Genomic DNA, 24,305 nt, shown 5'->3' with positions numbered 1-24,305 from the left:
CTTATGGTTTCTTCTTAATTACGATCTGCTCCGCCTGCTTTTTCACGATCATATCGAAAAATTCCCGCAGGGACTCATATTCTTCAGGGGCATATAATGCACGCCCTAATTTAATCCGGCAGCTGAGTTGCAGTAAATTACCCTGAACACCGATCATGTACCGGAAGATACCTTCTCCATCGTTGTACTGTACGATCGTGGATTTAGGCATATCTTCCACTGTGTATCCTTCCGGCAGTTGCATGCTCAGCGTATAGTTCACATCCGGTACATAAGGCATTTCAACCGGATATTTCCGTACAGCTGATTTGAACGGATTAGCCCTCATCCCTTCCGAGAACATAGGGTTCAGGTAGATCATGCCACCCTCATCGCTTTCATTCAATGTAAAATCATAGTCGATCACTACCGGTTTCGTGTAGTCCTTCAATTGGTCCAGTTTTCCATTCCGCAGGTCAATGTCTGAAAGGAAACCTTTTGCCCGTTCTTTAAAGTAAGCTTCCTCTCCTTTTTCTTTCACCTTCTCACGCAGTTCATAAGATTCGAAATAAGTAGCCTGCTGCTGGAAGTGTCCTGTAAGTTTCCCTTTATCATCCGCACTGATAAAAATCCCTGTAACACTTTGCTCTTTCAAAGAATCCGCGTCAAAAGACATCGGGTCCGCCGCTTCATTTACTTTCCTTGCATGACCATTATAACTGGAAGTATGGAGTTTGCCAAAACCCAGGAAAGGATGGGTAGCATCCATATTATATTCCTGATCGTCAATCTTCAGGTTAACGATCGTAGAATTGAATTTGGAACGGATAGGATACAACGGATACACTTTACCACGACTGCGCGTACTCAGCAATACAGGCGTGGCCTTTAAACCTGCATGCCGCAGCATAGCTACCAGTAACAGGTTTATGTCAGTCACACTACCGCTTTTCCTGGTGAATGTGGTCTTTAATGTCTGATCAGTATAAAAAGCAGCATAATCCGTACAGGTAAAGTTATCCCTCACCCAGTTATAAATATTCTCCGCTTTCACTTTCTGGGAGGTGGCCCCTTTCGTTAATTCTTCCACCTGGTCAGATAAAAAGTTGTTGTTTTTATTCAATTGCTCACCATAGTGTTCATTCTTCATCAGGTCCTCCGTTAGTTTAGGCCAGGTGCTCATCACAGGCCTCACCGGGGAATCCGGGTAACGCAGGGCAGACAATTGAAATTCGATATAGCTGATATGATTAGCCAGCGTAGTTACAAAGTTTTCTTCTTTCAGTGGTGCTATATCTTTGATCACCCAGCGATGGCGGGTGATCCCTGGCGTAACGGAAACAGCCTCTGTACGTTGGGTAGCACCGCCATAAGCAGCGGGGGAAGTCATTCTAAAATTGAAGGTCTTCCTGCTGTTCTCACTATCCTTGATATGAAAAGAATTATAGCCCTGGCTCAGGAAAATGTATTCGTAATACTCCGGCAGGGAGATCTCGTATTCACTCCACAAAACAGGGAAGTTCCAATCCTGGAAGGCCCATGGACGAAGCCGGTAAGGGAATTCAGAATTGATAGCATAAGAAAATTCAATAATAGAGCCCTCCTTCACTGCCGGAAGGGTGAATTTCTTGACGATGTTGTTATTATCCACCTTATCCGTGAAAACAGCTTTTGCATCCAGCTTGGTTTCCACTACTTTACCATTCTCCAGGTTGTAGGTCACCGCTTTAAGGTTACTCACCCTTTCTTCGTCCTGCCCTTCCACATACAGGTAAATGGAAACAGTCGCTTCCTCATACCCGCTTTTTTTGAGGATGTGTACTCTTTTGTAGCGTTTATAGACCTGGATAAACCATTCGTTGCCTGATTCAAAGGAAGAGGAACCGATATCTGCAATGATAACAGCACCGGCTGAAGTATCCAGCTCATAGCGGGTAGTTTTGAAATCTTCAGGAGAAACCTTGCCGAAACGGGCCGGACTCTTATCCTGCCCCCAGGTAAAGGCACACGCACACATGATTCCGAGCAGCAGGGTAACGGACTTTCTAAGCATTACAGGTAAATAGTTTAAGGTCAGGGACACAGTTAAGCCCTAAAAGTATATATTTTCCGGCATCAATTAACGCTCCCGGGCTACAATATTGTAACTTGCGGCCAGATGCAGATATTGGAGAAAAATACCTTGATGATCAAGCAGAAGGCCCGCTCACTGGGCTTTGACCATTGTGGCATTGCAAAGGCAGAGCAGCTTACAGAAGATGCTTACCGCCTGGAACAATGGCTCAATAAGGGGATGCATGGCTCCATGGGGTATATGGAAAATTACTTCGATAAACGCATTGATCCCCGCTTACTGGTAGATGGCGCTAAATCAGTGATCACGCTGCTGCTGAACTACTATCCTGCCACTACCCAGCAACCAGACACTCCCCATATTGCCAAATACGCTTACGGTAAAGATTACCATGAGGTGATCAAAGCTAAGCTGAACGAATTCCTCTTTGAGCTCCGGGCTGAGCTGGGAGATATACAGGGCCGGGGGTTTGTGGATTCTGCGCCTGTGCTGGAACGGAGCTGGGCGCAACGGAGCGGGCTGGGATGGATCGGGAAGAATGGGAACCTCATCCACAAACAGGCTGGGTCTTTCTTTTTTATTGCTACGCTGATCGTAGACATACCCCTCGTATATGATGCGCCTGTGGGAGATTATTGCGGATCCTGCACAAAATGCCTGGATGCCTGCCCTACACAGGCGCTGGTATCTCCTACCGTTGTAGATGGCTCCCGCTGTATTTCTTACTATACGATCGAATTGAAGGATATGCTGATCCCCTCTTCCATGGAGGGGCAGTTTGATAACTGGATGTTTGGATGTGATATCTGCCAGGATGTGTGCCCATGGAACAGGTTCGCCAAAGCCACTTCCGAGGCTGAATTTGCGCCTATTCCGGAAATACTGAATCTTACCTCTTCTCAGTGGGAAGAGTTGACAGAAGAGGAGTTTAAGAAGATCTTCAGCAAGTCTCCGTTGAAGCGGAGCAAGTATGCAGGGATCAGGCGGAATTTGAAATTCCTTCGTCCATAATATTCCACATTATGACTAAAACAATTTGTCGCATCCTGCTGGGTCTTTTCCTGCTTTCTGCAGGCATCAGTCATCTTACATTTTTAAGGACGGAATTTTTAGCCCAGGTTCCACCGTGGGTACCCATGGATCCAGACCTTGTGGTGGTCTTATCAGGGATCGTGGAAATACTGCTGGGGCTTGCGCTGATCATACTAGTGAAGCAGCGTATTAAAGTAGGCTGGATAGTGGCTGCTTTCTTCGTACTGGTTTTCCCCGGCAATATTGCCCAGCTGGCTGAACACAGAGATGCGTTTGGTTTAAACTCTGATCTTGCCAGATGGCTGAGATTGCCTTTTCAGCCGGTGTTGATCTTTGTGGCCTTATGGTCTACGGGCGCATGGCAGCAGCTGAGAAAGATCCATGGCACCAATATTGTATAAAACAACCGTGGAATTACTGTATTACTATATATAATTATCGTACCTGCATGAAATTACCGGCATCACATGATCTTAAGGGAAATGATGATCGACCCGTTGAAAACAAGTGGGCTCCCGGCGACCATCAACTCAAACAAATCCTTTCGAGGTCCCCCAATATCTTTTTAATCCTTTCAGGTCCGGACATGGTAGTGGACTTTGCCAATGAGGCATTGCTTCAATCGTGGAATAAGGATTGGGGAATAATGGGGAAAACTCTCCATGATATTCTCCCTGAGCTAAAAGGTCAACCGTTCCGGCAGCTGCTTCAGGACGTTTATTCCACAGGCCGGCCTTATTATGGCCAGGAAGAAAAAGCCGTTATCATACGGAATGGAAAACCTACTGATGTATACTATAATTATGCTCATCAGCCAGTTATAGATAGCAACGGTGCTGTTTCCAGCATCATAGTGATGGCTGCAGATATTACGGAGCAGGTGGAAACCCGGAAAAAAGTGGAGGAAAGTGAAGAGCGTTTCAGGGCATTTGTTACAGCTTCCTCCAGTGTTGTATACCGTATGAGTCCGGATTGGACGGAGATGCGCGAATTATCCGGCAAGGGCTTCCTCTCAGATACAGGGGAGCCGTCTACCGAATGGCTGAACAAATACATTCATGCTGATGATCAGCTAACCGTTCTGAATGCCATCAAAAGTTCGGTGGCCACCAGGAATATTTTTGAAATGGAGCACCGTGTGATCAGAAATGATGGAACGATCGGGTGGACGTTTTCCCGCGCTATCCCCATCCTGAATACTTCTGGCGATGTTATCGAATGGTTTGGTACGGCAAGCGATATAACCCCACGTAAACAAGCCGAGGAAGCGCTGAAAATTGCCATGGAGGAATCGCAGGTACAGAAGCGGTTATATGAAACAATAATGGCCAACACGCCAGATCTTGTGTATGTGTTTAACTTAAATTACCGGTTTATTTACGCGAATACAGCCCTGCTGACCATGTGGGGAAAATCATGGGAACAGGCCATTGGAAAAGGCCTGTTAGATAACGGTTATGAACCCTGGCACGCCGAAATGCATGAACGGGAGATTGATCAGGTTGTTTCTACCATGCAACCGGTTCGTGGAGAAGTTTTCTTTCCTCACGTCACCTTAGGGAAACGAATATATGATTACATTTTTGTGCCCGTTTTAAATGAACAGGGCGAAGTGGAAGCCATAGCAGGAACTACAAGAGATATAACCGATATAAGGAGAGCCGAATCCGAGATCAGGGAAAGCGAGGAACGGTTCAGGAATCTTGCCGATTACAGCCCCATGTTCGTTTTTATTATAGAGCCTCACCCTCTTGCACCGGTAAGTTACTGGAACAAAGCCTGGCTGGAATATACCGGTCAATCTTTTGAGGAGGCAAGAGGAAGGGCCTGGAATGGAATTATACACCCTGATGACATTCCTGCTGTAATGGCGCAATACGATGCAGCCTTTAATTTAAAGGAGGAATATTTTATTCCGGCCGTTCGGGTGAAACGGAATGACGGCATATATCGCTGGCATGCTTTCAAAAGTAATCCCCGGTATCTTTCAAACGGCGTGTTTAACGGTTATGTAGGTGTTGGCCTGGACATTCACGAGCAGAAACTAAATGAGGAGGCCGTCAGACAAAACGAAGCAGACCTTCAGCAGAAAGTAATTGAAAGAACTAAAGAGCTGCAACGCTCCAACGAAGACCTGCAACAGTTCGCACATGTAGCTTCACATGACCTTAAGGAACCTGTTCGTAAGATCAGGCTTTTTACTTCATTAATAAAAGAAGAGCCTTTACCTGAAAAATTAAACAATTATCTGGGTAAGATAGAAAAGGCGGCGGAAAGGATGTATGGGATGATCGATGGAGTGCTGCAATATTCTTCTTACAGATCAATAGAGCAGGTATTCGAAAATGTAGATCTGAATGAGATCGTAAAAAATGTAGAAAATGATCTGGAGATCATCATTCAGGAAAAAAGAGCACTCATGTTGCATGAGAACCTTCCCAGTGTTTACGGGGCTCCCGTTTTACTGAACCAGTTATTCTATAACCTGATCAATAATTCTTTAAAGTTCTCTGCTGCATCTAAACCTTTGCACATTGAGATCACGCAGGAAAAAGCGGAAGCGCATGATCTTCAGCAATTAGAACTGCCGCCTGACAGGCATTATACGAAAATCATTCTGAAAGATAACGGCATCGGATTTAATCAGAAAGATGCAGACAGGATCTTCCAGGCTTTTGCCAGATTGAATTCAAGGGATCAGATCGAAGGCACAGGCCTTGGCCTGGCGCTATGCAGAAGCATTGTTGAACGTCACAATGGAGCCATCTACGCAGAAGGCCAACCGGATGTGGGGGCACAATTCACAATAATACTGCCATTGAACGCAGATTGATCTTCCCCTGTATGAAGGAATTCTCCGGAAATAGTTTTGGATTTACTGACAAGAATTAAATTTTTCGTTTTTCAATTTACAAACTTCCTAATCAGTTCCATACTTCTTTAAGTTTTTCAACCCCCATATGGCAAGAACTGACTCTAATATACATCCAATTAAAAAGTAAATACCCGGAACCCCGTCTAAAGCCAGGCTCACTAATCTGCCAAGTGCCAACCCTCCCATAAAAGTAATATTGGCAATAGTTGCGGTGACCCATAATTTGGATTTAATAATACCCATCATCCAGATCACGGACATCCCAAGGTATAAACCCATCATAGCCCTGAAAATATTTGCAAGGTTAATATTGTCTGCTCTAAAATCAAACAGCCACGGCAGCATCATTTGCGGGCATAAACCATAGGCCAGCGCAATGGGTACGATAACCAGTATGGAGACGGTTAAATGCAGGTTCTTTCCGGGAAGCATTATAAAACGGTTTTATTGCATATCTAACCAAACCTTGTAATTATCAACAAGTGTGTCAAAATCAATTTTAAAAATATCCTTTGTCTTCACTTTCCTGTTATCTGCCAAACAATATGCTTTGAATGCTTCAACGCCAAATTTGTCGATAATATACTTTACAAACACTCCGCAGATTGAATAATTTTCGCTGGAATACTGTCCATAAAAATCTCTGTTATTTATTATCAGATCGGCATAATTTAAAGTATCCCTGAATTTTCTTGCCACCTTAAGTCTCTTATTATACAAATCTTTGTCATTAAGATTTGTGACGTACTCAACACAACCTTCTACAAAAAAAGCAGGGTTATTGTCTTGAGGAATAGCATTGTCGAAAAGAAAATGTGAATATTCATGTTTAACTAATCCTGTATCAAACCCATTTGTATGGATCTCCCCGCGAATACTAAATCCTGCTGAATTATTTCCAGGACAAGTTAATCCAAACATACCCGACATAGTACCATACTCATTCATGTTTGAATGAAGGAACCAACTGATCTTTTTTGTAGGCATTTTCAGTTTATAGATGCTTAAAAACTGCTGTGTATAAGATTTTAATGCTTTATTCAGTTTTGGATAGTCTATTGTATCCTTAAATGTTTTTGAAATAAAAATGGCAGAAAATAATTCAGAACTCTTTTTGTAGTAGTTACTCTCCTTTAGCCCCTGAAGGTTAAACCAATTGAAATGAGTGTTATCTTTTTTATTGCCGAACCAGGTTATTTTTCCATTTTGTACAATTACAATGTCGTGCCCGCCTGTAAGCGCCAATTGTGCGTCTTTAACAGCCTTAAGACTGTTTCCGCCAATAATTATCCTATTGGTATCCACATAAACAAACCCATCAGATCTATCTTTAAATATTTTGTTGTTAATTATAAAACCATTGGCAATGCGGGTAATGGATGTTTTCAGTTGCGTCCACTTCTTAAAATCACTCAAAATGCCAACCATTAAAATATCCTTTGCATAGTCACTATCGGTCAATGCTGACTCCTTTTTCCGAATACAGTTATTTCCAAATGTGCTGCAATAATCGGCAAGAATGGCATCTAACCCTATACTATTATCCGGGGATGTAATAATTGTTTGCCGGCCAATGATCGCCATTATTTTTTTCAGACTACAGTCATAAGATGGAAGGGTAGATAAGGCCTTTGTCTGAGCAAAAGAAACTGTTGACAAAAGGAAAAAAGTAAATGTTGCTATTAATCTCATATGGTTCAGGGCTCGTTTCACCAATATAAGTAATATGTTTTGAATTGTAAATAAGGCTGTTTAATTTTAAGGCAAAGATATCCTATGAAAAAAATCATTATCCCGTTGATTGTATGTGCTTTAGCCAGCTGTCAGCCTAAAAAAGAGTCAGCCTTTCAATTGCAGCTATTAGGTATGGAACAGGCTTATACTAATTACAGGGCTACCCAAACAGACTACGATAAATACAAACCACGCCATGATAGTGTTTTGTGGCAGGCGAGAAAACTAGTCTGCGAAAAGAAACTAGACACTGTAACGCTCAAAGTGGTTGATATTATCGATTTTATGGACAACGGTTCCTATGAGGTAAAATGCGAAAGCAAGTCGATGGTATACCTCACACGCATCCGGTTCAAAGATAACATGGATGGAAAAACATCGCCATTGTACAAGTTCAGGAAATCACTGGATAAGGGTGATGTTATAACTATGCCAATGTACCTGTATGAAGTTCCCGGCATGGGTTTGGATAAACCTGGTTTTGAAATATACTTCTGGCCAATACCTGATGGTGTCACAGATATTATTGCCCAATTAAAAAAAGATGCTTACAATACCTGGGGGGGCGCCGCAGCCGATCAATTCGAGTCAAACGACTGCCACCGTTAATAACTAAAAAAGAAAAGTCTGCCTCAGGTATTTATGAGACAGGCTTTTTTCTTTGGAAGTGTTATATCTTAAAATTTGGGAAGTCCGTGTATCCTGTTTCTCCGTTCCTGGTGTAATAGGCGGAGCGGTCGGCTATAGTTAATGGCCAGTCGTTCTTAAAACGGGCAACAAGATCGGGATTGCCTATAAAGGGTCTGCCGAAGGCTATCAGATCTACCCAGCCGGTAGCTAATGCCGCCTGCGCTGACGCTTTGTCAAAGCTGCCACACCAGATGATGGCGCCGGTGAAAATGTTTCGTGTTCTTTTGACAAATTCGTCTGGTAGGTGACGCTGCTCATTGAAGTTGGCCTCCTGCATGTTTCCGTCTGGCATTAATTCGTAAAGCAGGTGAATGTAGGCAATACCCCGCCGGTTTAACTCCTCACACAGGTAAAAAAAAGTTTCTTCTCCAAGCGGATCATGCGGCATACTATTGTAATGCCCGAATGGAGAGAGCCTCACTCCTACACTTCCGGCGCCTAACTCCGCTATGGCTGCATCAATAACCTCCAACAGGAAACGGGTGCGGTCTTCCAGTGTTTGACCACCATATTGATCATTGCGGGTATTGAGTGTTGCGTTCATGAACTGCTCAAACAGATACCCGTTTGCACCGTGAATTTCCAGTCCGTCGAATCCTGCTTTCCTGACATTGCTAAAAGCGGTTTTAAAATCGTTTAATAAAGCAGGCAGTTCGTCTGTTCTGAGCTGCCTTGGTTTACTGGCACGTACAAATGTTAGCTTACCTTCGGCATCATGCGCAAACACGTCAGATCCAATTGCCTGTTCATCCGTAACGCCCCATGGCGCCTGTCCTTCTGGCATCATGGAAGTATGGGACATTCGTCCTACATGAAAGAGCTGCATGAAGATCTTACCGTTATTGCGATGCACTTCGTTTGTCACCCGTTGCCATCCTGCCAGCTGAGCATCTGTGTAAATACCGGGCATCCACAGATACCCTTTGCCGTGTGGCGCTATTTCTGTTACTTCTGAGATTATTAACCCGGCACTGGCACGCTGCCCGTAATACTTCGCCATCAGGGCGTTGGGTGTATCACCAGCTGAAGTACGTGTTCTTGTCATTGGCGCCATTACCACGCGATTTGCTATTTGATGAGATCCCAGTTTGTTTGATTCGAATAAGGTCATTTTCTTTTTTGGGGGCAAAGTACCGCCACATTTATCTCATTTACAATAACTTACGTGAGCGTAAGTATACTGTAATCAAGGTTTGTATTGTTCACTTTCAATTACTTATCGAATGGGGGAAATTGATTTATGACATAAGAATGATAGTTTTCTGGCTTAATTTTGTGCCTGAATTGAACTCGATAAAAATTGGCATATAACAGAACACAACGATCCGATTGGGTGGCTAATCCCGATGCCTGCGCAGTTGAAACAGCGCTTGTCACTATTAGCGGAAAATGGAAACTCAGGATATATGATCTCTTGAGAAAAGGACAATCCGTAAGGTACGGCCTCATTAATACCGAACTGGGAGATATATCAGAAAAAACATTAACTGCTCAGTTGCGTGAGATGGAACAGGATGGAATTATAACCCGCATTGTATATGCGGAGGTACCTCCGCGGGTTGAATACCGGTTAACAACCCTGGGAGAGTCACTACAAACTGTTTTTGATGCATTGGCTAACTGGGGAAGAGCGTTTACAGAGGATAAGACTCCCATGCCTTAAGCAGATTATTTTATTCACAGCCTGAGATGTTCTACCAGGTTATTTTCCCGAGCCTGAATAAAGTTAATTGTCTGTTCTTCAGGGTGGTAATCATACGTTACGATAATGTTACCCAATTTATAACTGTCCACCAGGAAACGCTTCTTTAAAAGGCCTGAAAAGCCTTCATTTGTCTTTATCGGATCACCCGCCTTTGCAATAACTTCATTTCGTTTATCTGTGAAATTCGTATCAAAGGGAAGACTACCAATTAGCTTTAAAGATTTTGGATAAACTATAAAATGAGAAAAGATCGGATCTCCTTTTTCAAAAATAACATTGGCATCTTCATCATACACTGCACCTTTGTTCGTAAAACCTATCTCAAAACCCATTTCTTCAGAGATCATATAATCGCTTTCCAAAATGTTGTATTCCGTTATATCTGTAAAAGTATTAGTCAGGAAAGCCCTGAATTCCTGTTCGAGCAAGCTTGCGCCAAAGCGATTTGTAAATTCTTTGTAAGATAACATGGTCCTTATAATTTCTATTCCGTTCAGATTGTCTGTAGGATACGATAAACCTATCTATCCCATATTTTTCTTATCAGCTTTATTAGATGATGTCCTGGAATCACCTTTTCACTCTCAGGAGGATCTGTCTCTTCAAGATCAACGACTTCACCATTCTGCTTCCAATACTCCCATTCATCCATCGTTGGTTGCTGCAATGTTGAGCCGCCCTTATGAGGAAAGGTGACATAATTATCAGGTGGTTGGGGTAACTTATCCTTACACTCTTTTGAGCATGAATTAACTAACAATGGTAAGATATCAGTTCCAACCCATAAAGAGATCCATAATTGATTAGCATTAGCATACGCTATTTCACTCCTGCAAATACTACAACGGACCTTCTCATCTGAATATCGGACAGGATTAGTATTCAGATCTGGAAACCCCATCCGGTTTTTGTAGTTTCCATATAGCGTACGTGTACTTACCCGGCTGTCCTTTAGATTTTTGCAATTAGTTATCTCATATGGAAACCAATGCAGATCATAAGAGGTGTATGGGTCAAAATATTCCAGCGCGGTCATTTCCCCAATTTCCGGAGGTATTCTTTTCAAACTACTTCCATAAAGCCAGATTTTCTTTACATGCTTCAATTTAGCTATACTTTCAGGCAAAGTATAAATCTGTGCAAATAACTCCGGCCCCAATTCTTCTCCTGGTGAAAATTCTTCCGCATTCGTCTCTGCCAATCTATCTATGTAGTCACAGAGCTTTTGCCAGGCAACTGAACTTCTATCCTGAACATCATTGGGTATCTGTACATTTTCTTTATTCATAAACCCGTTTCCATTTGAGTGCATTAAAGATAGAAAGAAACCAGGTCCATTTAGCACTACCGTCTTTCATACCTGAAAAAAAACAACCTGATGTCAATCAAACAGATCCATAGCAAAAAAAACAGAAAGGTTATTTTTTGAACTATCGGCAAATACATCTTTAGATCATCACCATAATATAGAATATTGTTTAATGCAATCAATATGATATTGAAAATGCCCATTACAAAAAGATCTCTCCATCGTAATTTATAAATGCCGATAAACGTGCCTGTCACAGCCAGCAATGCGCAAACACCCGCAATATTTATAATGCTGTCATGCAGATTGGTAAAAATGAATAGTCCAACCAGCATGGCTATTACTCCTGAAAGCTGTATAGCAATTCTCCAGCTCCTGCTAAAATCCACTTGCCGGGGAAATATATACCAAAAAGCAGCCAGTGTTATGCAAAGTACAAACATGGCCATCAGGGCAACGGGCCTTGCTGTATTCAACTGCCCATTCATGGCGTGCTCATTCAATAGATTACACCAGTAGTTTTGAGTCCAGCTAAACCCTTTCGCATTTTTATCCAATTGATTACCACCCGGATATAAAAACGCAGCAATGCAGTAAAGGGATATATAAACAAATGTGCCGAACAAAGGGGTAAGTATCCAGATAGCCCGACTTTTCTTCATAAATAGGGTATAGTTTTTCACACTAAACTTATGAAAGATTTGCTTTGTCACCCAATTATATAAAAAACCCTTCCCTGAAAACACCATGCTTGACACACAAATGTCATATTAAAGCTGCGCATAATACCGTAAGCAACGGAAAATATTAAATTCAAAGTACGTGTGATAAGCTACTCGTGTATTTGTTTACCTACCAAATTCAACCCAATGCGTTCCTATTTGCTACTCTTCCTGGCAATGACGTTGTGCTGCCTGTATGCGGCGCCATCAGTCAAAGCCCAAAGCAGCAATGCTGCTCCTTCTCAACATCTTGTATTCAGTTTTCCCGGTGATGCATCATTAAAAATGATGAAAGTAAAGATCACGCAAACTGCCTACACCTCTTACTTTTCCGTATTCAACTGGACGGGAGGTTATGCCGGTCTTCAACACACGCCGGACAGTTCATCCGGTTCTTCGAAGATCCTGATCGCCTCCCAGTGGGACCCAAACACAGCAGCAGGTATCCTGGCGCGGCAGGCCTACCTTGGTGCGGGCACTATTTACAGTCGTTTTGGGGGTGAGGGTGATGGCGCTAAAACCATCAATCCTTATAACTGGACGCTCAACACCTGGTACAATTTCGTGATCAGGGCCTGGAAGCTGAACGGAGAACTGTTCATCGGCACCTTTGTACAGAACCTCAGCACCAATCAATGGTTTCACACATCAACGCTTGCCATTCCAACGCGCACTACCTTTTTAGGTGCAGGCTCAGGTGCTTTCCTGGAAAACTGGCATGGCAGCGATCCCCGTTTCGACGGAAGGTTCGTGCGTAAAGCCTATTTCAAAGATTGCTGGAACCGGACAGATGCCGGCGTATGGCAAAGATCCAGCAGCCGCTATTTCAGTTGTAATGCCAACGATGCAAACCGGAATGGCATTTATGATCTGGCTTTCAATGCCGGATTCGACAGCGGAGAAGATGCCTATTTCATGGAACATGGCGGTAATGTAACACCCAGCGCTGCTTTCAACGGTGGCCGTACACTTACCCTGCCCGATCAGACTAATCAGCCCGCTACACCTACAGTTACCGTTGGTGAAGTAAGCACCGTAAGCGCATCTTACAGCGCAGGCGCCGTAACGGTTAACTGGACAAACAATAATACCAAAAGCCCGCAGTTTTCTTCTACGGTTGAGATACTGAACTCTTCTAACACCGTAGTAAGCTCTTCAACAGAAGTACTGCCACAAAAGCGCAGTGCAGTGATCTCCGGCACATTATCAGCCGGCACTTACACTGCCCGTGTTATCATCACGGATATATTCGGAGGTGTATCCGCGGCCAAAACCGTAACATTCACCGCAGGCTCCGGTGGCATATCCGGCAACTGGTATAAGATCAAAAACGTTCATAGCGGAAAGTATCTAGGCATAGAGAATAGCAGCACCGCCAATCTTGCCTACATTGCCCAGTACACGAGCAGCACCAGCAACAACCTGCAATGGAAACTGGTGGCGCAGGGAAGCAACTATGTACTGGTAAACCGCAACAGTAACAAAGCAATAGACATTGCCAACAGCGACCAGACGGCTGGCGTACAGATCATCCAGTACACGGTTACCAGCAGCCTCAACCAGCAATGGCAACTGGTATCTGCAGGATCAGGTTCCTACCTTATCCGTACCGCCATGAGCAGCGGGAATATCATAGACAACCCCGGCAGCAGTACAACAGACGGTACAAAAATGATACTCTATGCTGCTAACGGTGCTACAGGTACACCCAACCAGCGCTGGGTACTGGAAGATCAGGGGGTACCCGCATTGATGCAAACACTTTCTTACGCCAAACCTTCTCTTTCAGAAGAAGCAACGGTCCTGAAGGTTTCTCCCAATCCTGCATCCTCTTTTGTGTATGTAGATCTGCCGGCTAAAGGAAAGGAGCTCAAAGTGTTTAATATAAATGGAGCACTGGTGAAAGCAGTAAAGGGAGACTTATCAGGGAAAGTACAGGTGGATATATCCAGTCTTACCGCGGGAATGTATATTGTTCACTTTGAAGGCAGGCAGGTGAGGTTTATTAAGCAGTGATCATCTTTAGAATCGGACAAAGTGGACCGCTCTCCACTTTGTCCGGGTTTTATCATTCTGGTAACCTGGGCAAAGATACCCACCAGTTACCCAGCTTTTCTTTCAAAACTTTTACCTCCTTAAGATGCTTACCCGCGAGGTTCGTTTTTTCATTTTTATCCTTTACAATATCATACAGTTCCATATCCGTGCCATCGCTATTCATCAGGAACTTCCAGTTGCCGGAACGTATGGCCAGGCTTGGGCTTTTGTTTGGCATTTTGGGATAGCTAAATGCGATGTTATTACGTCCATATTCCCAATACATATCCAGGTTGCGGGACGAAGCTTTACCCAGAAACACTCCGCTGCGATCCTTGCCATCTCCCTTATAACTGCCGGGTAAACGAACGCCTGCCATTTTAGCCAGTGATGGCAGCAGATCTATAGATACTACTTCTGATGTTTGATTGACCGCACCGGCTTTAATATGCCCGGGCCAGCTGATGATATATGGCATGCGCACCCCACCTTCATACAGCGACAATTTTGAACCACGCATACCACCGGAACGGCTTGAACGAAAATTCGGTAATGGCCCGTTGTCGCTGGTAAAGATGACGATGGTGTTTTCATCCAATCCTTTTTCTTTGAGCCCGTCCAGCAAACGGCCGATCTGTTTGTCATATTCCTTTAATACCAGTTTAAAGGCGGTTTCCTCTTCCTTGTTTCGTGGGAATGCGCCATTATAACTATCATCCGGGTTCGGTACCCATGGGGTATGTACATCATCGGGCCAGAGATTTATATAACAAGGCTGCCCTTTATGTCGCTCCAGAAAATCCAGCGTTTTATCTACAAAATATTTTGTCCTGTTCCAGCGCCTGATGCTGTCCTTATCCGACCAGATCCAGTTGGTTGCTGTAATAAGGGGATCGGGATCGGGACTTTCATACGTACTAATGTGTTCATCGAATCCATACTTTTCAAAACCTGGCGCATCAGTTACATCGCGGCCGCCTCCCATATGCCATTTGCCAAAATGCCCCGTCGCATAACCTGCATCCTTAAAAAAACGTGCGATAGAGGGTGCACCGGGATCGAGGAAATCTGCTTGTTGTGCATTCCTGTTATGCTTACGGTTATCCAGGTATGTGGAGAAATTCCATCTTGCAGGATACATGCCCGTGAGGAAGCCTGCCCGTGAGGGAGAACAGATAGGAGCCGCGCTGTAATACTGCGTGAGCATAAGACCGCTTTGAGCTAACCTGTCGATATTAGGAGTGGGTATGAATTCTCCGCCAAAACAACCAATATCACCAAAACCCATATCATCCGTAAGTATAAATATGATATTCGGCTTTGCAGGTGCCGTGGCCGGGCAGGTTGCTGAAGAACTTAGTAACAGCATTATCAGTAATAACGGAAATGTTTTCATAAAGTAGTGATCATTACAAGATAAAACTAATAAAAAAAATCGCCAATGTTAACTAATCATTGTGCCTGTAACTTCCCATATCTATTACCGTTGTAGGGAATATTAAAATTATCCCTCTCATGAAAAAAATGTTTGTCCTCGCGGTCTTCCTGCTGAATGTGTTTGCTGCAAATGCCCAGGTTAGATTTGGATTAAAGGCTGGTTATGATCTTACCGGTGTTAAAATAAAAACGGATGACTATTATACCTATTTCTTAAGGAGCCTTAATTATAGCAAAGTATCCGGCTTTCACGCTGGTGTAATAGCAGATGTGGCCTGGGGAGAGCATTTCTCCTTCCAACCCGGCCTCTTATATACACTCCGGGGATACGATGCGGCTGGCGTTGTTCCTGGCCCTGCGGACGGACCGACGGATGCCTCCATAAAGACCCGCTATCATTATCTGGAACTGCCGGCCAATTTCCTGTACAAATACTCCCTTGGTCCTGGTAAGCTCTTTGCGGGTGCAGGTCCCTTCCTTTCATATGGAATTAGCGGCAGAGTGAAAGCGGAATATGAGGCATATGACTCCCCGGAAAGAACAGTGGTTTTCCTTGATAAGCAAGGGGATTATAATACGGCTATCACAAACAGGCAATACTTACGACCTTTTAATGCGGGCGTTAGTTTTACGCTGGGATATGAGTTCAATACAGGGATACTGATCAGTGGAAATTACAACCTGGGGATGACGGACGTAGAACCGGAATCAAACCTTTCGCAGAAAAGCAGAAGCTGGGGTATAAGCATCGGTTATTTATTCAATAACGAAAAATAAATACTTCATTCCAGATAAAAAGCCGTTCAAATCAATGGTTTGAAGGGCTTTTTAGTGCCATGGAATCTCTACTGTTCCAGACCCCTTTCAAAAAAAAAGTAAAAAATCATATTCCTGTATTATATTTGTCTACCAATCCTGTAGACTATATATACTTATAATACTCAACCAATATAACAGCCATCATGAAAAAGGTTCTATCGTTACTGTTTTTTATCACCCTCCTGGTCAACCCGGCCATTGCCCAAAAGATAATTTCGGGTGTTGTAAAGGGGGAAAAAGGATCCCCCATCCCTGGTGCCACTATTAGCTTAAAAGGCTCTACTAATCATGCCATTGCAAACAACAAAGGGCAATTCAGCCTGCAGACCTATGCCCCGTTCCCCATTTCCCTGGCTGTTTCCTCTATTGGATTTGCCACCCGTGAAGTGGAGGTAACTGAGCAAAATCAGAATTCACTGGAGATCATTCTTACCATAGATAACCGCCTGCTTAACGAAGTAAATGTTACAGCGCGCCGCCGCAATGAAAAGATCCAGAATGTACCTATTGCCATTTCTGTAGTGCGTGGCGCCACCATTGAAGAGTCCGGCGCCTTTAACGTGAACAGGGTGAAGGAACTGATACCTACCGTACAGCTCTATTCCTCCAATCCCCGCAATACCACCCTCAATATCCGCGGCCTTGGGAGTACCTTCGGGCTTACCAACGACGGTATTGACCCAGGTGTAGGCTTTTACCTGGACGGTGTTTATTACGCACGCCCTGCTGCCACTACCTTTGATTTTGTGGATGTAGAGCAGATAGAAGTGCTGCGCGGGCCACAGGGGACCCTGTTCGGCAAGAACACCACTGCAGGTGCACTCAATATCACCACACGCAAACCATCCTTTTCCCCCAGCGCTACTGCGGAAGTAAGTTATGGCAACTATGGCTACATACAGGCCAAAGGCTCCATCAACGGTGCTATTACCAGCAAACTGGCAGGTAAAATTGCCTTTTCCGGTACCCAGCGGGATGGTACCATCTGGAATGTGTACTCTCAGAAATATATAAACGATATCAATAACCTTGGCGGACGGTTGCAGTTACTGTATACCGCCAGCGAAAACGTGAGCCTGACATTCACCGCTGATGCATCACAGCAGCGCCCTGAAGGTTATGCACAGGTAGTAGCAGGTGTGGTGGTAACAAAACGCCCTGCCTACAGGCAATTTGATAATATCATTGCAGACCTCAATTACCAATTGCCCAGCCGTAATCCTTTCGACCGGCAGGTAGATAATAATACCACCTGGCGCTCAGGCAATGATCAGGGCGGCGTTTCACTGAACGTGGATGCGAAGATCGGCAACGGTACACTTACCGCAACTTCCGCATACCGTTATTGGAACTGGGACCCTTCTAACGACAGGGATTTTACAGGGCTGCCGGTGTTGACCTTATCACAGGCTACCTCCAAACACAAACAATATTCACAGGAAGTACGCTACGCCGGTAATTTCAATTCTAAACTAAGCGGTGTGATCGGTGTATTCGTTATTGGGCAGGACCTTAAAACGGCTCCCCAGCATATTGAAGAATCCGGTGCTGCACAATGGCGCTTTTCTCAAAGCACCACCAGCGAGCTATGGAAAACGCCCGGTTTACTGGAAGGCTTTGGCATCAAAACCACTTCCCGGCTAAAAACCCTCAGTGCTGCCGTGTTTGGCCAACTGGACTGGGCCATCACCGAAAAACTGCACGTTTTACCCGGTTTACGTTATAACTACGATGATAAGAAAGTAGACTTCAACCGCCAGACATATGGTGGCCTGCAAACCACAGACCCTGCATTACTGGCATTAAAAGCTATCGTGTATACGGACCAGGCATTTAACGTTCAAACGGATAATACCAACCTTACCGGTCAGTTAACCGTTTCTTTCAAAGCCAATAACAACATCAATACCTACGCTACCTATTCTACCAATTATAAACCGGTAGGTCTTAATCTTGGCGGGCTTCCTACTGCCAGCGGTAAACCTATGCTGGAACTGGCGGAGGTGAAACCGGAATATGTACAGCATTATGAAGTAGGTGTCAAAACAACACCGTCTGCTGCCACTACCTTAAACCTCGCTATTTACAACACGGATATAAAGGATTTTCAAACACAGGTGCAAACGGCAGAACTTGGTGTAAACCGTGGTTACCTCGCCAATGCAGAAAAAGTGCAGGTGCGCGGAGCGGAATTAGATGGTAACGTTCGGTTCAACAATCACTTCTCGCTTTTCGGCGCAGTAGCATATACTGATGGTAAATACAAATCCTTTAAGAATGCCCCGGTACCATTAGAGGAAACCGGTGCCGCCAATGCATTTAAAGATATTTCCGGCGGCAGGCTGCCGGGTATTTCCAAATGGACAGCCACCCTGGGCGGAGAAGCTTCTACCGGTGGTAAGTTCCTTGGCCAGGGAGGACGGTTCTTCGTGGCACTGGATGGTTATTATCGTTCTGAATTTTCTTCCAGCCCCTCCCCTTCACCTTACCTGAATATTGATGGTTATGTGCTGGCTAATGGCAGGCTGGGATTCCGTGCAGCCAAGGGTGTATCTATATTCGTATGGGGGCGTAACCTGCTGAACAAGGATTACTTTGAACAATTGCTGGTAGCAGCCGGAAACGCTGGCCAGTATGCAGCTGTACTCGGTGATCCCAGGACTTATGGAGTAACGCTCCGATATAATTTCAGTCCAGCTAATTAAAAATATCAATACAAAAAAGAGCCCTTCAGATCATTAGATTTGAAGGGCTCTTAAGTTTATACCCAGTCCGTATACTTCGTTTCCTCAGGCACATCCGTCTCACTTTCAAAAAGTAATGAAAACCCATCTGGATCTGTTACCATAATTACCCATGCTCCATTCCCTACAAAAGGCTCATTCACTTCTATTTCTTTTGATCTGAACGCATGGTATAAAGCAAGCGCATCCTTACATATAAAACAAACAGAAACGCCTGTGCCCTTTTTGCTCTCCTGAAACGCTGTTTTCATATGTTCCTGGAGCATTAAGGACGCGCTTCCCAGCTGAAGCCAGCACCATGCTATCCTGCCATTTGGCTCCCACTTTTTGATCAGCTCAAAGCCAAGCCGGTTTGTGTAAAAGTGAAGCGAAGTATCCATATCTGCCACCCAGAAAAATGGAACGGCCTGCTTAACATTTGGTTCCGTATGCATAAGCTAATCGTTTTTTGCGACTGTTATAACTACATTCCCTTTCTTATGCCCCTTATCCACATATCTATGTGCTTCTACGATCTGTTCTAATGTATACCCCCTGTCGATAACAGGTTTTAGTTTACCTGCTTCCACCAGGCCTTTCAGGAAGATGAGATCTTCTGCCGGCTCAGGAGGATTACCTCCTATTATTATTTTCTTTTTACTTGTTATGGAAGCCCAGAACGTTTGGAAATTTCCAAATGGCCCAGTTACATTTACATACACACCTTCCTCAGCCAGGCATTTGTTACAGACAGAAAATGGCAGTTTATCCACTGCTAAAAAAACCATATCATACATCTCCAGCTTCTGTGTATAATCTCTTTCTGTATAATCAATTACCTTATCTGCACCAAGAGACCTCACCAGCTCAAGATTGGCAGTGCTGCATACCCCGGTAACTTCGGCGCCAAAGTATTTAGCAAGTTGCACAGCATAGGTACCTACGCTTCCGGAAGCGCCATAAACGAGCACTTTCTGGCCGCTCCTGATATTTCCAGCCCTAAGATAATGAAGTGCGGTGCGGGCACCAATGGGTATAGCGGCCGCTTCTTCATAAGTAATATTGATAGGCTTTATAGCGATCTGATCATCTTCCGGCAAACATTTATACTCCGCATAAGCACCAAAACCTTTCAGGGTAGCAGCGAAAACGGCATCCCCTTTTTTAAAAAGCGTTACATCCTTTCCAACAGATTCAATTTCTCCGGCTAACTCTACTCCCAGGATATCCTTTTTAGGTTTTGAAAAACCGAGCGCCAGTTTCGCCGGAAGCCAGAAGGAAGCAGGAACAGTGAAGCTGCGTATCCTGAAGTCTGCAGCTGTTACTGTTGTGGCAAATACTTTTATAAGTATCTCATTGTCTTTGGGTACGGGCTTTTCTACTTCTCTTAGCTGAAGCACTTCCGGGGATCCATATTTTGTGCAGATAATAGCTTTCATAGTTTATCTAAAATAGACAAAAAAAACTGTAAATTTAAAAGGCTTCATCCCTTTAAAACCCTCGCTTATGCCAGCAAAGCACATACTCCCCCTATGCCTTACACTCGGCTCCCTCCTGTCCGGGTATGGACAGACCCGCACGGTCATTACCGGTCATATTAAGAACGAAAAAGACGACACGATCAAGATCTATTTGCAGGAAACGGCACTCACCCGGATCACTCACCTGGTACCCGTCTTAAACGGCAGCTTTAAAGCGGAATTAAATATTACCAGTCCTGCTTCCCTTTATATGACGGATGGGGTCAACTACATTAACGGTTTCAGTGAACCAGGGGATAGCTGTATCATTTCTTACGACGCTGCTAATTTCCCTACCTCTTTAGCATTCGGCGGAAAAGGGAAGGAAAGGTTTTCTTTTATCAATTCATTCATTAGATCCCAGCTATACAACAAGCTGAAAGAACAGGTGCCCCTCGCAAAAGGGAACAAATATCCGTTTGATCATCTTTTTAATTTCCTGGACAGTACCGGCCATTATTTCCTGAAGAAATTAGATAGCATAAAGCCCTTTATGTCAAAGGAAGCTTTTGCCCTGTTAAATATGGACGTTAACGGAACCATTATGATCAATAAGTACAGGAGTGTGGGCATGATCTATCACGAAAGTACTTATGAAACACTGGAAAAACGGAAAGATGAGTTAACGGATAACGCAAAAAAAGAAATACAGCAGCTATTGAAATTTGAGGACCATCCTGCTTATTCTCCCATCTACATTAATGCAGTGTACACTATGTTACTGATGGATTTTGATACACGTGTACTAACCGGAAGATCTGCCAATGACCTTCCACAGAAATACAAATACATCAGCACTTATTTACCCCCGCATTTAAAAACGCCTGTGCTAACGATGTTCCTTGAATTTGATATCAGCAAGCTGAATCAATCTGAAGATATTGAAGCACTCATCAGCCAGACTTACACGAATGCAAAAGACAGTATCTACAAAAAGTATATCCTCCAATATTACGCGAACAGCACTGCTTTCAAAAAGGGCATGAATGCCCCGGATTTTATACTGGAAGATGAAAGCGGGAAAAAAGTAACGCTTTCTTCTTTTAAAGGGAAAACTATTTACCTCGACTTCTGGTATGAAGCCTGTGGTCCCTGTCATGCATTGTTTAAAACACTGCAACCGGTAAAAGAACATTTCTCCCAAAATGAGCAGGTGGTTTTTCTATGTATTTCGATAGACAAAAAGGATACATGGAAAACATCCCTGCAAAAACGTCCTATTAAAGGCCAGCATGTTTATACAGAAAATAAGGCAGAAGAGCATCCTGTTATTAAGGCTTATAAAGTATCCGGATATCCCACCAGCTGCCTGATAGACGGCAAGGGAAGGATCTTTTCAGCAGCGCCATCCAACTCACCTGCTGAGCTCACAAAACAGATTGAAGAGGCTATTAAAATAACAGGCAGGTAACCACTATGATTTCCATACCTTTACAAGTATGGCAAAAGAAAAGAACAAACCCATTTCAGTACGATTTGATCTGAGGATCATGGAATTACTGAAGGAGGAAGAAAAGATAGACACCCCGCAGAAAGCATTAAATTTCCTCTCCAATTACTGGGAAAATACCCGGCCGGCGAAGGATGATAGTCCTTCAAGTGATGATACTAAACCCAAAAAGGAAACGGTTAAAACGGAAAAGCCAGCAGCAACAACCCATCCTTCAGGGCTAACAGGGATCGATCTGCTTATCTGGAAATCTGAACAAAAGGATAAAAACAAAGAATAAAGCAGGCCAAACAATTGTCTGACCTGCCCTGCTTTATTTAATTAGCAAAATAATTCCTCAACTCCCCTGTATACTCTCCAAAATTCCAACGCACCTGATCCGCTTTCCCATCGCCACTGATATCGGAAAAATAGAACTTCGTATCAGCACTCTGAGAGGTACCTCTTAAAGAGTAGATAGGGCCAACAAATGCATTTGTTGTTTCGGAGTAATAAACTTTTGGTTCGCCTAAGTAATTGCCGGGATTCCAATAGATCTTATCCGCCCTTCCATCGCCATTCACATCTGAAAAATAGAACACTGTAGATGCAACACCACTGGTAGCACCGGAATTACTGAAGGTGGAAGACGCTGTAAAATTACCATCACCATCAGATAGATACACCATCGTTTTACCGGAGTTTAGCGTAGGGTGCCAGAGTATTTTATCAGCTTTCCCATCCCCATTTACATCTGCATAATAGAACAGCGTACCGGCCGTGGTACTGGCTCCTTCTGCGCCTGACACAACACCACCAAAGCTACCGCCTGAAGTGGCTAAATAAACCCTTGTATGCCCTGCATCGAAGGTGGAATTCCAATAGATCTTATCTGCTTTCCCATCCCCATTCACATCCGCAAAATGATATACGGTGGTAGCACCTGCGCTGGTACCTTCCGGATTATCTACTACTGTTGCACTGAAGTTGCCATTCGTGGTGGCTAAATAAACGCGTGTATGCCCGCTGTTCAGAGTTGGGTCCCATAAGATCTGATCAGCTTTTCCATCTCCGTTCACATCCGCATAATGATACTTTGTAGTGGCCAGGGTGGAAGCGCCTGCGGTATGCACCACGGCGGGCGACTGGAAAGTACCGTTGCCATTGGACAGGAATACCTGCGGCCTGCCACTGTCGTAGGTGCGGTTCCAATAGATCTTATCTTTTTTACCATCTCCGTTCACATCCGCAAAATAGAAGAAGGTACTTGAACTGGCGCTTTTACCATTTACATCTGCATGTGCTCCGCCAAATACAGCTGGTACATAAGATGCTACTACCGGCCAGTGGTCAGAAGGCCATAAGGTTTGGCCACCCACGGTGAAGCTGGTGGTAATAACGCTGGAACTGGTGAAACCCAGATCCCTCGTACTCATGATATAATCCAGCTTGCTGTTGCCGGTGGCATCCCAGCCATGAAAGGTAAGACCGCCATCGCCTTCAAAAAGTGCATCCACCATATTGAGGCCACTGGAATTCTTTATCCTGTTGATCTCTGTGGTGCCCGGCTGGCCGTTGAAGTCGCCCATACAGATCACGGGAAGGTCCTGTGTGTTGTTGGTATTAATGGCCAGGAGCACACTATCTGCATTCATGGTCCTTTCTGCTGAACTAACAGTCGTCCAGTGACTGTTCACTACAAAATAGCTGTTGGATGTGTTCAGTTTGTCCTGCAGGATCACCCATTTACCGCTGCGGTAATCCGGGGTATGCATGGTGAACCAGCCGGCATTGGTGCGGGTGAACCGGGAATTCTTGTACCAGATGGATTTGGGAGAACCATTGGCCAGCCCGGCATTGTACACGCCATAACCTGCGGCAGCCATTTGGGTGTTGAAATAGGTTTCCATGGCATTGTCTGCCAGCTCCTGGATACCGAAGATGTCTACGTCATTGTTAAGGATCACCTGGAGGATGTAGCTTTTCCGTTCTTCCTGCGAAAAAGCATCTGCCGGATCGGTTTTCCGGATGTTAAATGACATGACCTTGATCTCGTTCAGCGGCGCTAATGCATTGATGCCTGCTGCTACAGATACAGGGGAAAGGGTGGCAGCGGATTCCCGCGGCAACTCTTTCTTCATACAACCGGCAAAACAGAAGGTTACTGCCAGGAGGCAGGAGGTAACGTGGTGATAGTTTGGTTTCATTGTGGTTTATTTT

21 protein-coding genes are annotated in these 24,305 nt (G+C 44.3%); 10 read left to right on the top strand and 11 right to left on the bottom strand.

Going from position 1 to position 24,305, the window contains the following annotated elements; translation table 11 throughout:
- Position 1 precedes the first annotated feature (1 nt).
- A complete protein-coding gene (locus tag GFS24_RS02375; RefSeq protein WP_153657971.1) occupies positions 2 to 2,032 on the bottom strand; it encodes a transglutaminase domain-containing protein in 2,031 nt (676 codons plus the stop codon).
- A gap of 132 nt (positions 2,033 to 2,164) precedes the next feature.
- On the opposite strand from GFS24_RS02375, the gene queG reads away from it, so the two are divergent.
- From queG to GFS24_RS02360, 3 genes are read left to right on the top strand one after another with little or no spacing between them, the layout of a single operon-like run.
- Positions 2,165 to 3,064: a tRNA epoxyqueuosine(34) reductase QueG gene (gene queG, locus GFS24_RS02370; protein WP_253906378.1), complete on the top strand. Its 900-nt coding sequence runs from the start codon at positions 2,165 to 2,167 to the stop codon at positions 3,062 to 3,064.
- Between the two features lie 11 nt (positions 3,065 to 3,075).
- Positions 3,076 to 3,486, top strand: coding sequence for a DoxX family membrane protein (locus GFS24_RS02365; protein ID WP_153657969.1), 411 nt, complete (start codon positions 3,076 to 3,078; stop codon positions 3,484 to 3,486).
- A 47-nt stretch (positions 3,487 to 3,533) separates the two neighbouring features.
- Entirely contained in the window at positions 3,534 to 5,918 is a 2,385-nt protein-coding gene (locus GFS24_RS02360; protein WP_173002944.1) for a PAS domain S-box protein, read from the top strand.
- Between the two features lie 87 nt (positions 5,919 to 6,005).
- Here the strand turns inward: GFS24_RS02360 and GFS24_RS02355 are convergent, their stop codons facing one another.
- Together GFS24_RS02355 and GFS24_RS02350 are read right to left on the bottom strand one after the other, a co-directional pair.
- On the bottom strand, positions 6,006 to 6,392 hold the full coding sequence (locus GFS24_RS02355; protein WP_153657967.1) for a DUF4345 domain-containing protein: 387 nt from the start codon (positions 6,390 to 6,392) through the stop codon (positions 6,006 to 6,008).
- Between the two features lie 12 nt (positions 6,393 to 6,404).
- Positions 6,405 to 7,652, bottom strand: coding sequence for a hypothetical protein (locus GFS24_RS02350; RefSeq protein ID WP_153657966.1), 1,248 nt, complete (start codon positions 7,650 to 7,652; stop codon positions 6,405 to 6,407).
- Between the two features lie 84 nt (positions 7,653 to 7,736).
- On the opposite strand from GFS24_RS02350, the gene GFS24_RS02345 reads away from it, so the two are divergent.
- On the top strand, positions 7,737 to 8,303 hold the full coding sequence (locus tag GFS24_RS02345) for a hypothetical protein (protein WP_153657965.1): 567 nt from the start codon (positions 7,737 to 7,739) through the stop codon (positions 8,301 to 8,303).
- 61 nt (positions 8,304 to 8,364) lie between these two features.
- Here the strand turns inward: GFS24_RS02345 and GFS24_RS02340 are convergent, their stop codons facing one another.
- Positions 8,365 to 9,495: an alkene reductase gene (locus GFS24_RS02340; RefSeq protein ID WP_153657964.1), complete on the bottom strand. Its 1,131-nt coding sequence runs from the start codon at positions 9,493 to 9,495 to the stop codon at positions 8,365 to 8,367.
- A gap of 189 nt (positions 9,496 to 9,684) precedes the next feature.
- On the opposite strand from GFS24_RS02340, the gene GFS24_RS02335 reads away from it, so the two are divergent.
- Positions 9,685 to 10,047 carry a helix-turn-helix domain-containing protein gene (locus GFS24_RS02335; RefSeq protein ID WP_153657963.1) on the top strand — a complete coding sequence of 121 codons (363 nt, stop codon included), beginning with the start codon at positions 9,685 to 9,687 and terminating at the stop codon, positions 10,045 to 10,047.
- Between the two features lie 14 nt (positions 10,048 to 10,061).
- On the opposite strand, the gene GFS24_RS02330 is transcribed toward GFS24_RS02335, so the two are convergent.
- Genes GFS24_RS02330 through GFS24_RS02320 form a run of 3 tightly spaced genes read right to left on the bottom strand, consistent with a single transcriptional unit; the run spans position 10,062 to position 12,060 of the window.
- Positions 10,062 to 10,559, bottom strand: a complete 498-nt coding sequence (locus GFS24_RS02330) for a hypothetical protein (RefSeq protein WP_153657962.1) — start codon at positions 10,557 to 10,559, stop codon at positions 10,062 to 10,064.
- A 50-nt stretch (positions 10,560 to 10,609) separates the two neighbouring features.
- A complete protein-coding gene (locus GFS24_RS02325) occupies positions 10,610 to 11,377 on the bottom strand; it encodes a hypothetical protein (protein ID WP_216647343.1) in 768 nt (255 codons plus the stop codon).
- A 56-nt stretch (positions 11,378 to 11,433) separates the two neighbouring features.
- Entirely contained in the window at positions 11,434 to 12,060 is a 627-nt protein-coding gene (locus GFS24_RS02320) for a hypothetical protein (RefSeq protein WP_153657961.1), read from the bottom strand.
- A 207-nt stretch (positions 12,061 to 12,267) separates the two neighbouring features.
- On the opposite strand from GFS24_RS02320, the gene GFS24_RS02315 reads away from it, so the two are divergent.
- Entirely contained in the window at positions 12,268 to 14,136 is a 1,869-nt protein-coding gene (locus GFS24_RS02315; protein ID WP_153657960.1) for a DUF3472 domain-containing protein, read from the top strand.
- A 52-nt stretch (positions 14,137 to 14,188) separates the two neighbouring features.
- Here GFS24_RS02315 and GFS24_RS02310 read toward each other — a convergent pair whose 3' ends face one another.
- On the bottom strand, positions 14,189 to 15,553 hold the full coding sequence (locus tag GFS24_RS02310) for a sulfatase (protein ID WP_153657959.1): 1,365 nt from the start codon (positions 15,551 to 15,553) through the stop codon (positions 14,189 to 14,191).
- Positions 15,554 to 15,672: 119 nt separating this feature from the next.
- Between GFS24_RS02310 and GFS24_RS02305 the strand changes: the two genes are divergently transcribed.
- Positions 15,673 to 16,371, top strand: a complete 699-nt coding sequence (locus GFS24_RS02305) for a porin family protein (protein ID WP_153657958.1) — start codon at positions 15,673 to 15,675, stop codon at positions 16,369 to 16,371.
- A 185-nt stretch (positions 16,372 to 16,556) separates the two neighbouring features.
- Positions 16,557 to 19,118: a TonB-dependent receptor gene (locus tag GFS24_RS02300; protein WP_153657957.1), complete on the top strand. Its 2,562-nt coding sequence runs from the start codon at positions 16,557 to 16,559 to the stop codon at positions 19,116 to 19,118.
- Between the two features lie 56 nt (positions 19,119 to 19,174).
- On the opposite strand, the gene GFS24_RS02295 is transcribed toward GFS24_RS02300, so the two are convergent.
- On the bottom strand, positions 19,175 to 19,591 hold the full coding sequence (locus tag GFS24_RS02295) for a VOC family protein (protein WP_153657956.1): 417 nt from the start codon (positions 19,589 to 19,591) through the stop codon (positions 19,175 to 19,177).
- Positions 19,592 to 19,594: 3 nt separating this feature from the next.
- Positions 19,595 to 20,575: an NAD(P)-dependent alcohol dehydrogenase gene (locus tag GFS24_RS02290; RefSeq protein WP_153657955.1), complete on the bottom strand. Its 981-nt coding sequence runs from the start codon at positions 20,573 to 20,575 to the stop codon at positions 19,595 to 19,597.
- A gap of 67 nt (positions 20,576 to 20,642) precedes the next feature.
- On the opposite strand from GFS24_RS02290, the gene GFS24_RS02285 reads away from it, so the two are divergent.
- Both GFS24_RS02285 and GFS24_RS02280 read left to right on the top strand, forming a co-directional pair.
- The gene (locus GFS24_RS02285; RefSeq protein WP_153657954.1) at positions 20,643 to 22,067 is read left to right on the top strand and encodes a TlpA disulfide reductase family protein; all 1,425 of its coding nucleotides are present in this window, start codon (positions 20,643 to 20,645) and stop codon (positions 22,065 to 22,067) included.
- A gap of 28 nt (positions 22,068 to 22,095) precedes the next feature.
- A complete protein-coding gene (locus GFS24_RS02280; protein WP_153657953.1) occupies positions 22,096 to 22,386 on the top strand; it encodes a hypothetical protein in 291 nt (96 codons plus the stop codon).
- 37 nt (positions 22,387 to 22,423) lie between these two features.
- On the opposite strand, the gene GFS24_RS02275 is transcribed toward GFS24_RS02280, so the two are convergent.
- Positions 22,424 to 24,292 carry an FG-GAP-like repeat-containing protein gene (locus tag GFS24_RS02275; RefSeq protein WP_153657952.1) on the bottom strand — a complete coding sequence of 623 codons (1,869 nt, stop codon included), beginning with the start codon at positions 24,290 to 24,292 and terminating at the stop codon, positions 22,424 to 22,426.
- Positions 24,293 to 24,305: the final 13 nt, after the last annotated feature.

The organism is Chitinophaga sp. SYP-B3965 (assembly GCF_009647655.1).
Lineage (GTDB): Bacteria > Bacteroidota > Bacteroidia > Chitinophagales > Chitinophagaceae > Chitinophaga.
The sequence above is the reverse complement of the archived record's forward strand: the minus strand, read 5'-3'. Positions and strand labels throughout refer to the sequence as shown.

Coding starts and splice junctions, on each gene's coding strand:
- GFS24_RS02280 (WP_153657953.1), top strand. CDS start 22,096: ATGGCAAAAGAAAAGAACAAACCCATTTCAGTACGATTTGATCTGAGG.
- GFS24_RS02330 (WP_153657962.1), bottom strand. CDS start 10,559: ATGTTATCTTACAAAGAATTTACAAATCGCTTTGGCGCAAGCTTGCTC.
- GFS24_RS02365 (WP_153657969.1), top strand. CDS start 3,076: ATGACTAAAACAATTTGTCGCATCCTGCTGGGTCTTTTCCTGCTTTCT.
- GFS24_RS02340 (WP_153657964.1), bottom strand. CDS start 9,495: ATGACCTTATTCGAATCAAACAAACTGGGATCTCATCAAATAGCAAAT.
- GFS24_RS02290 (WP_153657955.1), bottom strand. CDS start 20,575: ATGAAAGCTATTATCTGCACAAAATATGGATCCCCGGAAGTGCTTCAG.
- GFS24_RS02320 (WP_153657961.1), bottom strand. CDS start 12,060: ATGAAGAAAAGTCGGGCTATCTGGATACTTACCCCTTTGTTCGGCACA.
- GFS24_RS02295 (WP_153657956.1), bottom strand. CDS start 19,591: ATGCATACGGAACCAAATGTTAAGCAGGCCGTTCCATTTTTCTGGGTG.
- GFS24_RS02275 (WP_153657952.1), bottom strand. CDS start 24,292: ATGAAACCAAACTATCACCACGTTACCTCCTGCCTCCTGGCAGTAACC.
- GFS24_RS02350 (WP_153657966.1), bottom strand. CDS start 7,652: ATGAGATTAATAGCAACATTTACTTTTTTCCTTTTGTCAACAGTTTCT.
- GFS24_RS02345 (WP_153657965.1), top strand. CDS start 7,737: ATGAAAAAAATCATTATCCCGTTGATTGTATGTGCTTTAGCCAGCTGT.
- GFS24_RS02360 (WP_173002944.1), top strand. CDS start 3,534: ATGAAATTACCGGCATCACATGATCTTAAGGGAAATGATGATCGACCC.
- queG (WP_253906378.1), top strand. CDS start 2,165: ATGATCAAGCAGAAGGCCCGCTCACTGGGCTTTGACCATTGTGGCATT.
- GFS24_RS02285 (WP_153657954.1), top strand. CDS start 20,643: ATGCCAGCAAAGCACATACTCCCCCTATGCCTTACACTCGGCTCCCTC.
- GFS24_RS02310 (WP_153657959.1), bottom strand. CDS start 15,553: ATGAAAACATTTCCGTTATTACTGATAATGCTGTTACTAAGTTCTTCA.
- GFS24_RS02355 (WP_153657967.1), bottom strand. CDS start 6,392: ATGCTTCCCGGAAAGAACCTGCATTTAACCGTCTCCATACTGGTTATC.
- GFS24_RS02375 (WP_153657971.1), bottom strand. CDS start 2,032: ATGCTTAGAAAGTCCGTTACCCTGCTGCTCGGAATCATGTGTGCGTGT.
- GFS24_RS02300 (WP_153657957.1), top strand. CDS start 16,557: ATGAAAAAGGTTCTATCGTTACTGTTTTTTATCACCCTCCTGGTCAAC.
- GFS24_RS02325 (WP_216647343.1), bottom strand. CDS start 11,377: ATGAATAAAGAAAATGTACAGATACCCAATGATGTTCAGGATAGAAGT.
- GFS24_RS02315 (WP_153657960.1), top strand. CDS start 12,268: ATGCGTTCCTATTTGCTACTCTTCCTGGCAATGACGTTGTGCTGCCTG.
- GFS24_RS02305 (WP_153657958.1), top strand. CDS start 15,673: ATGAAAAAAATGTTTGTCCTCGCGGTCTTCCTGCTGAATGTGTTTGCT.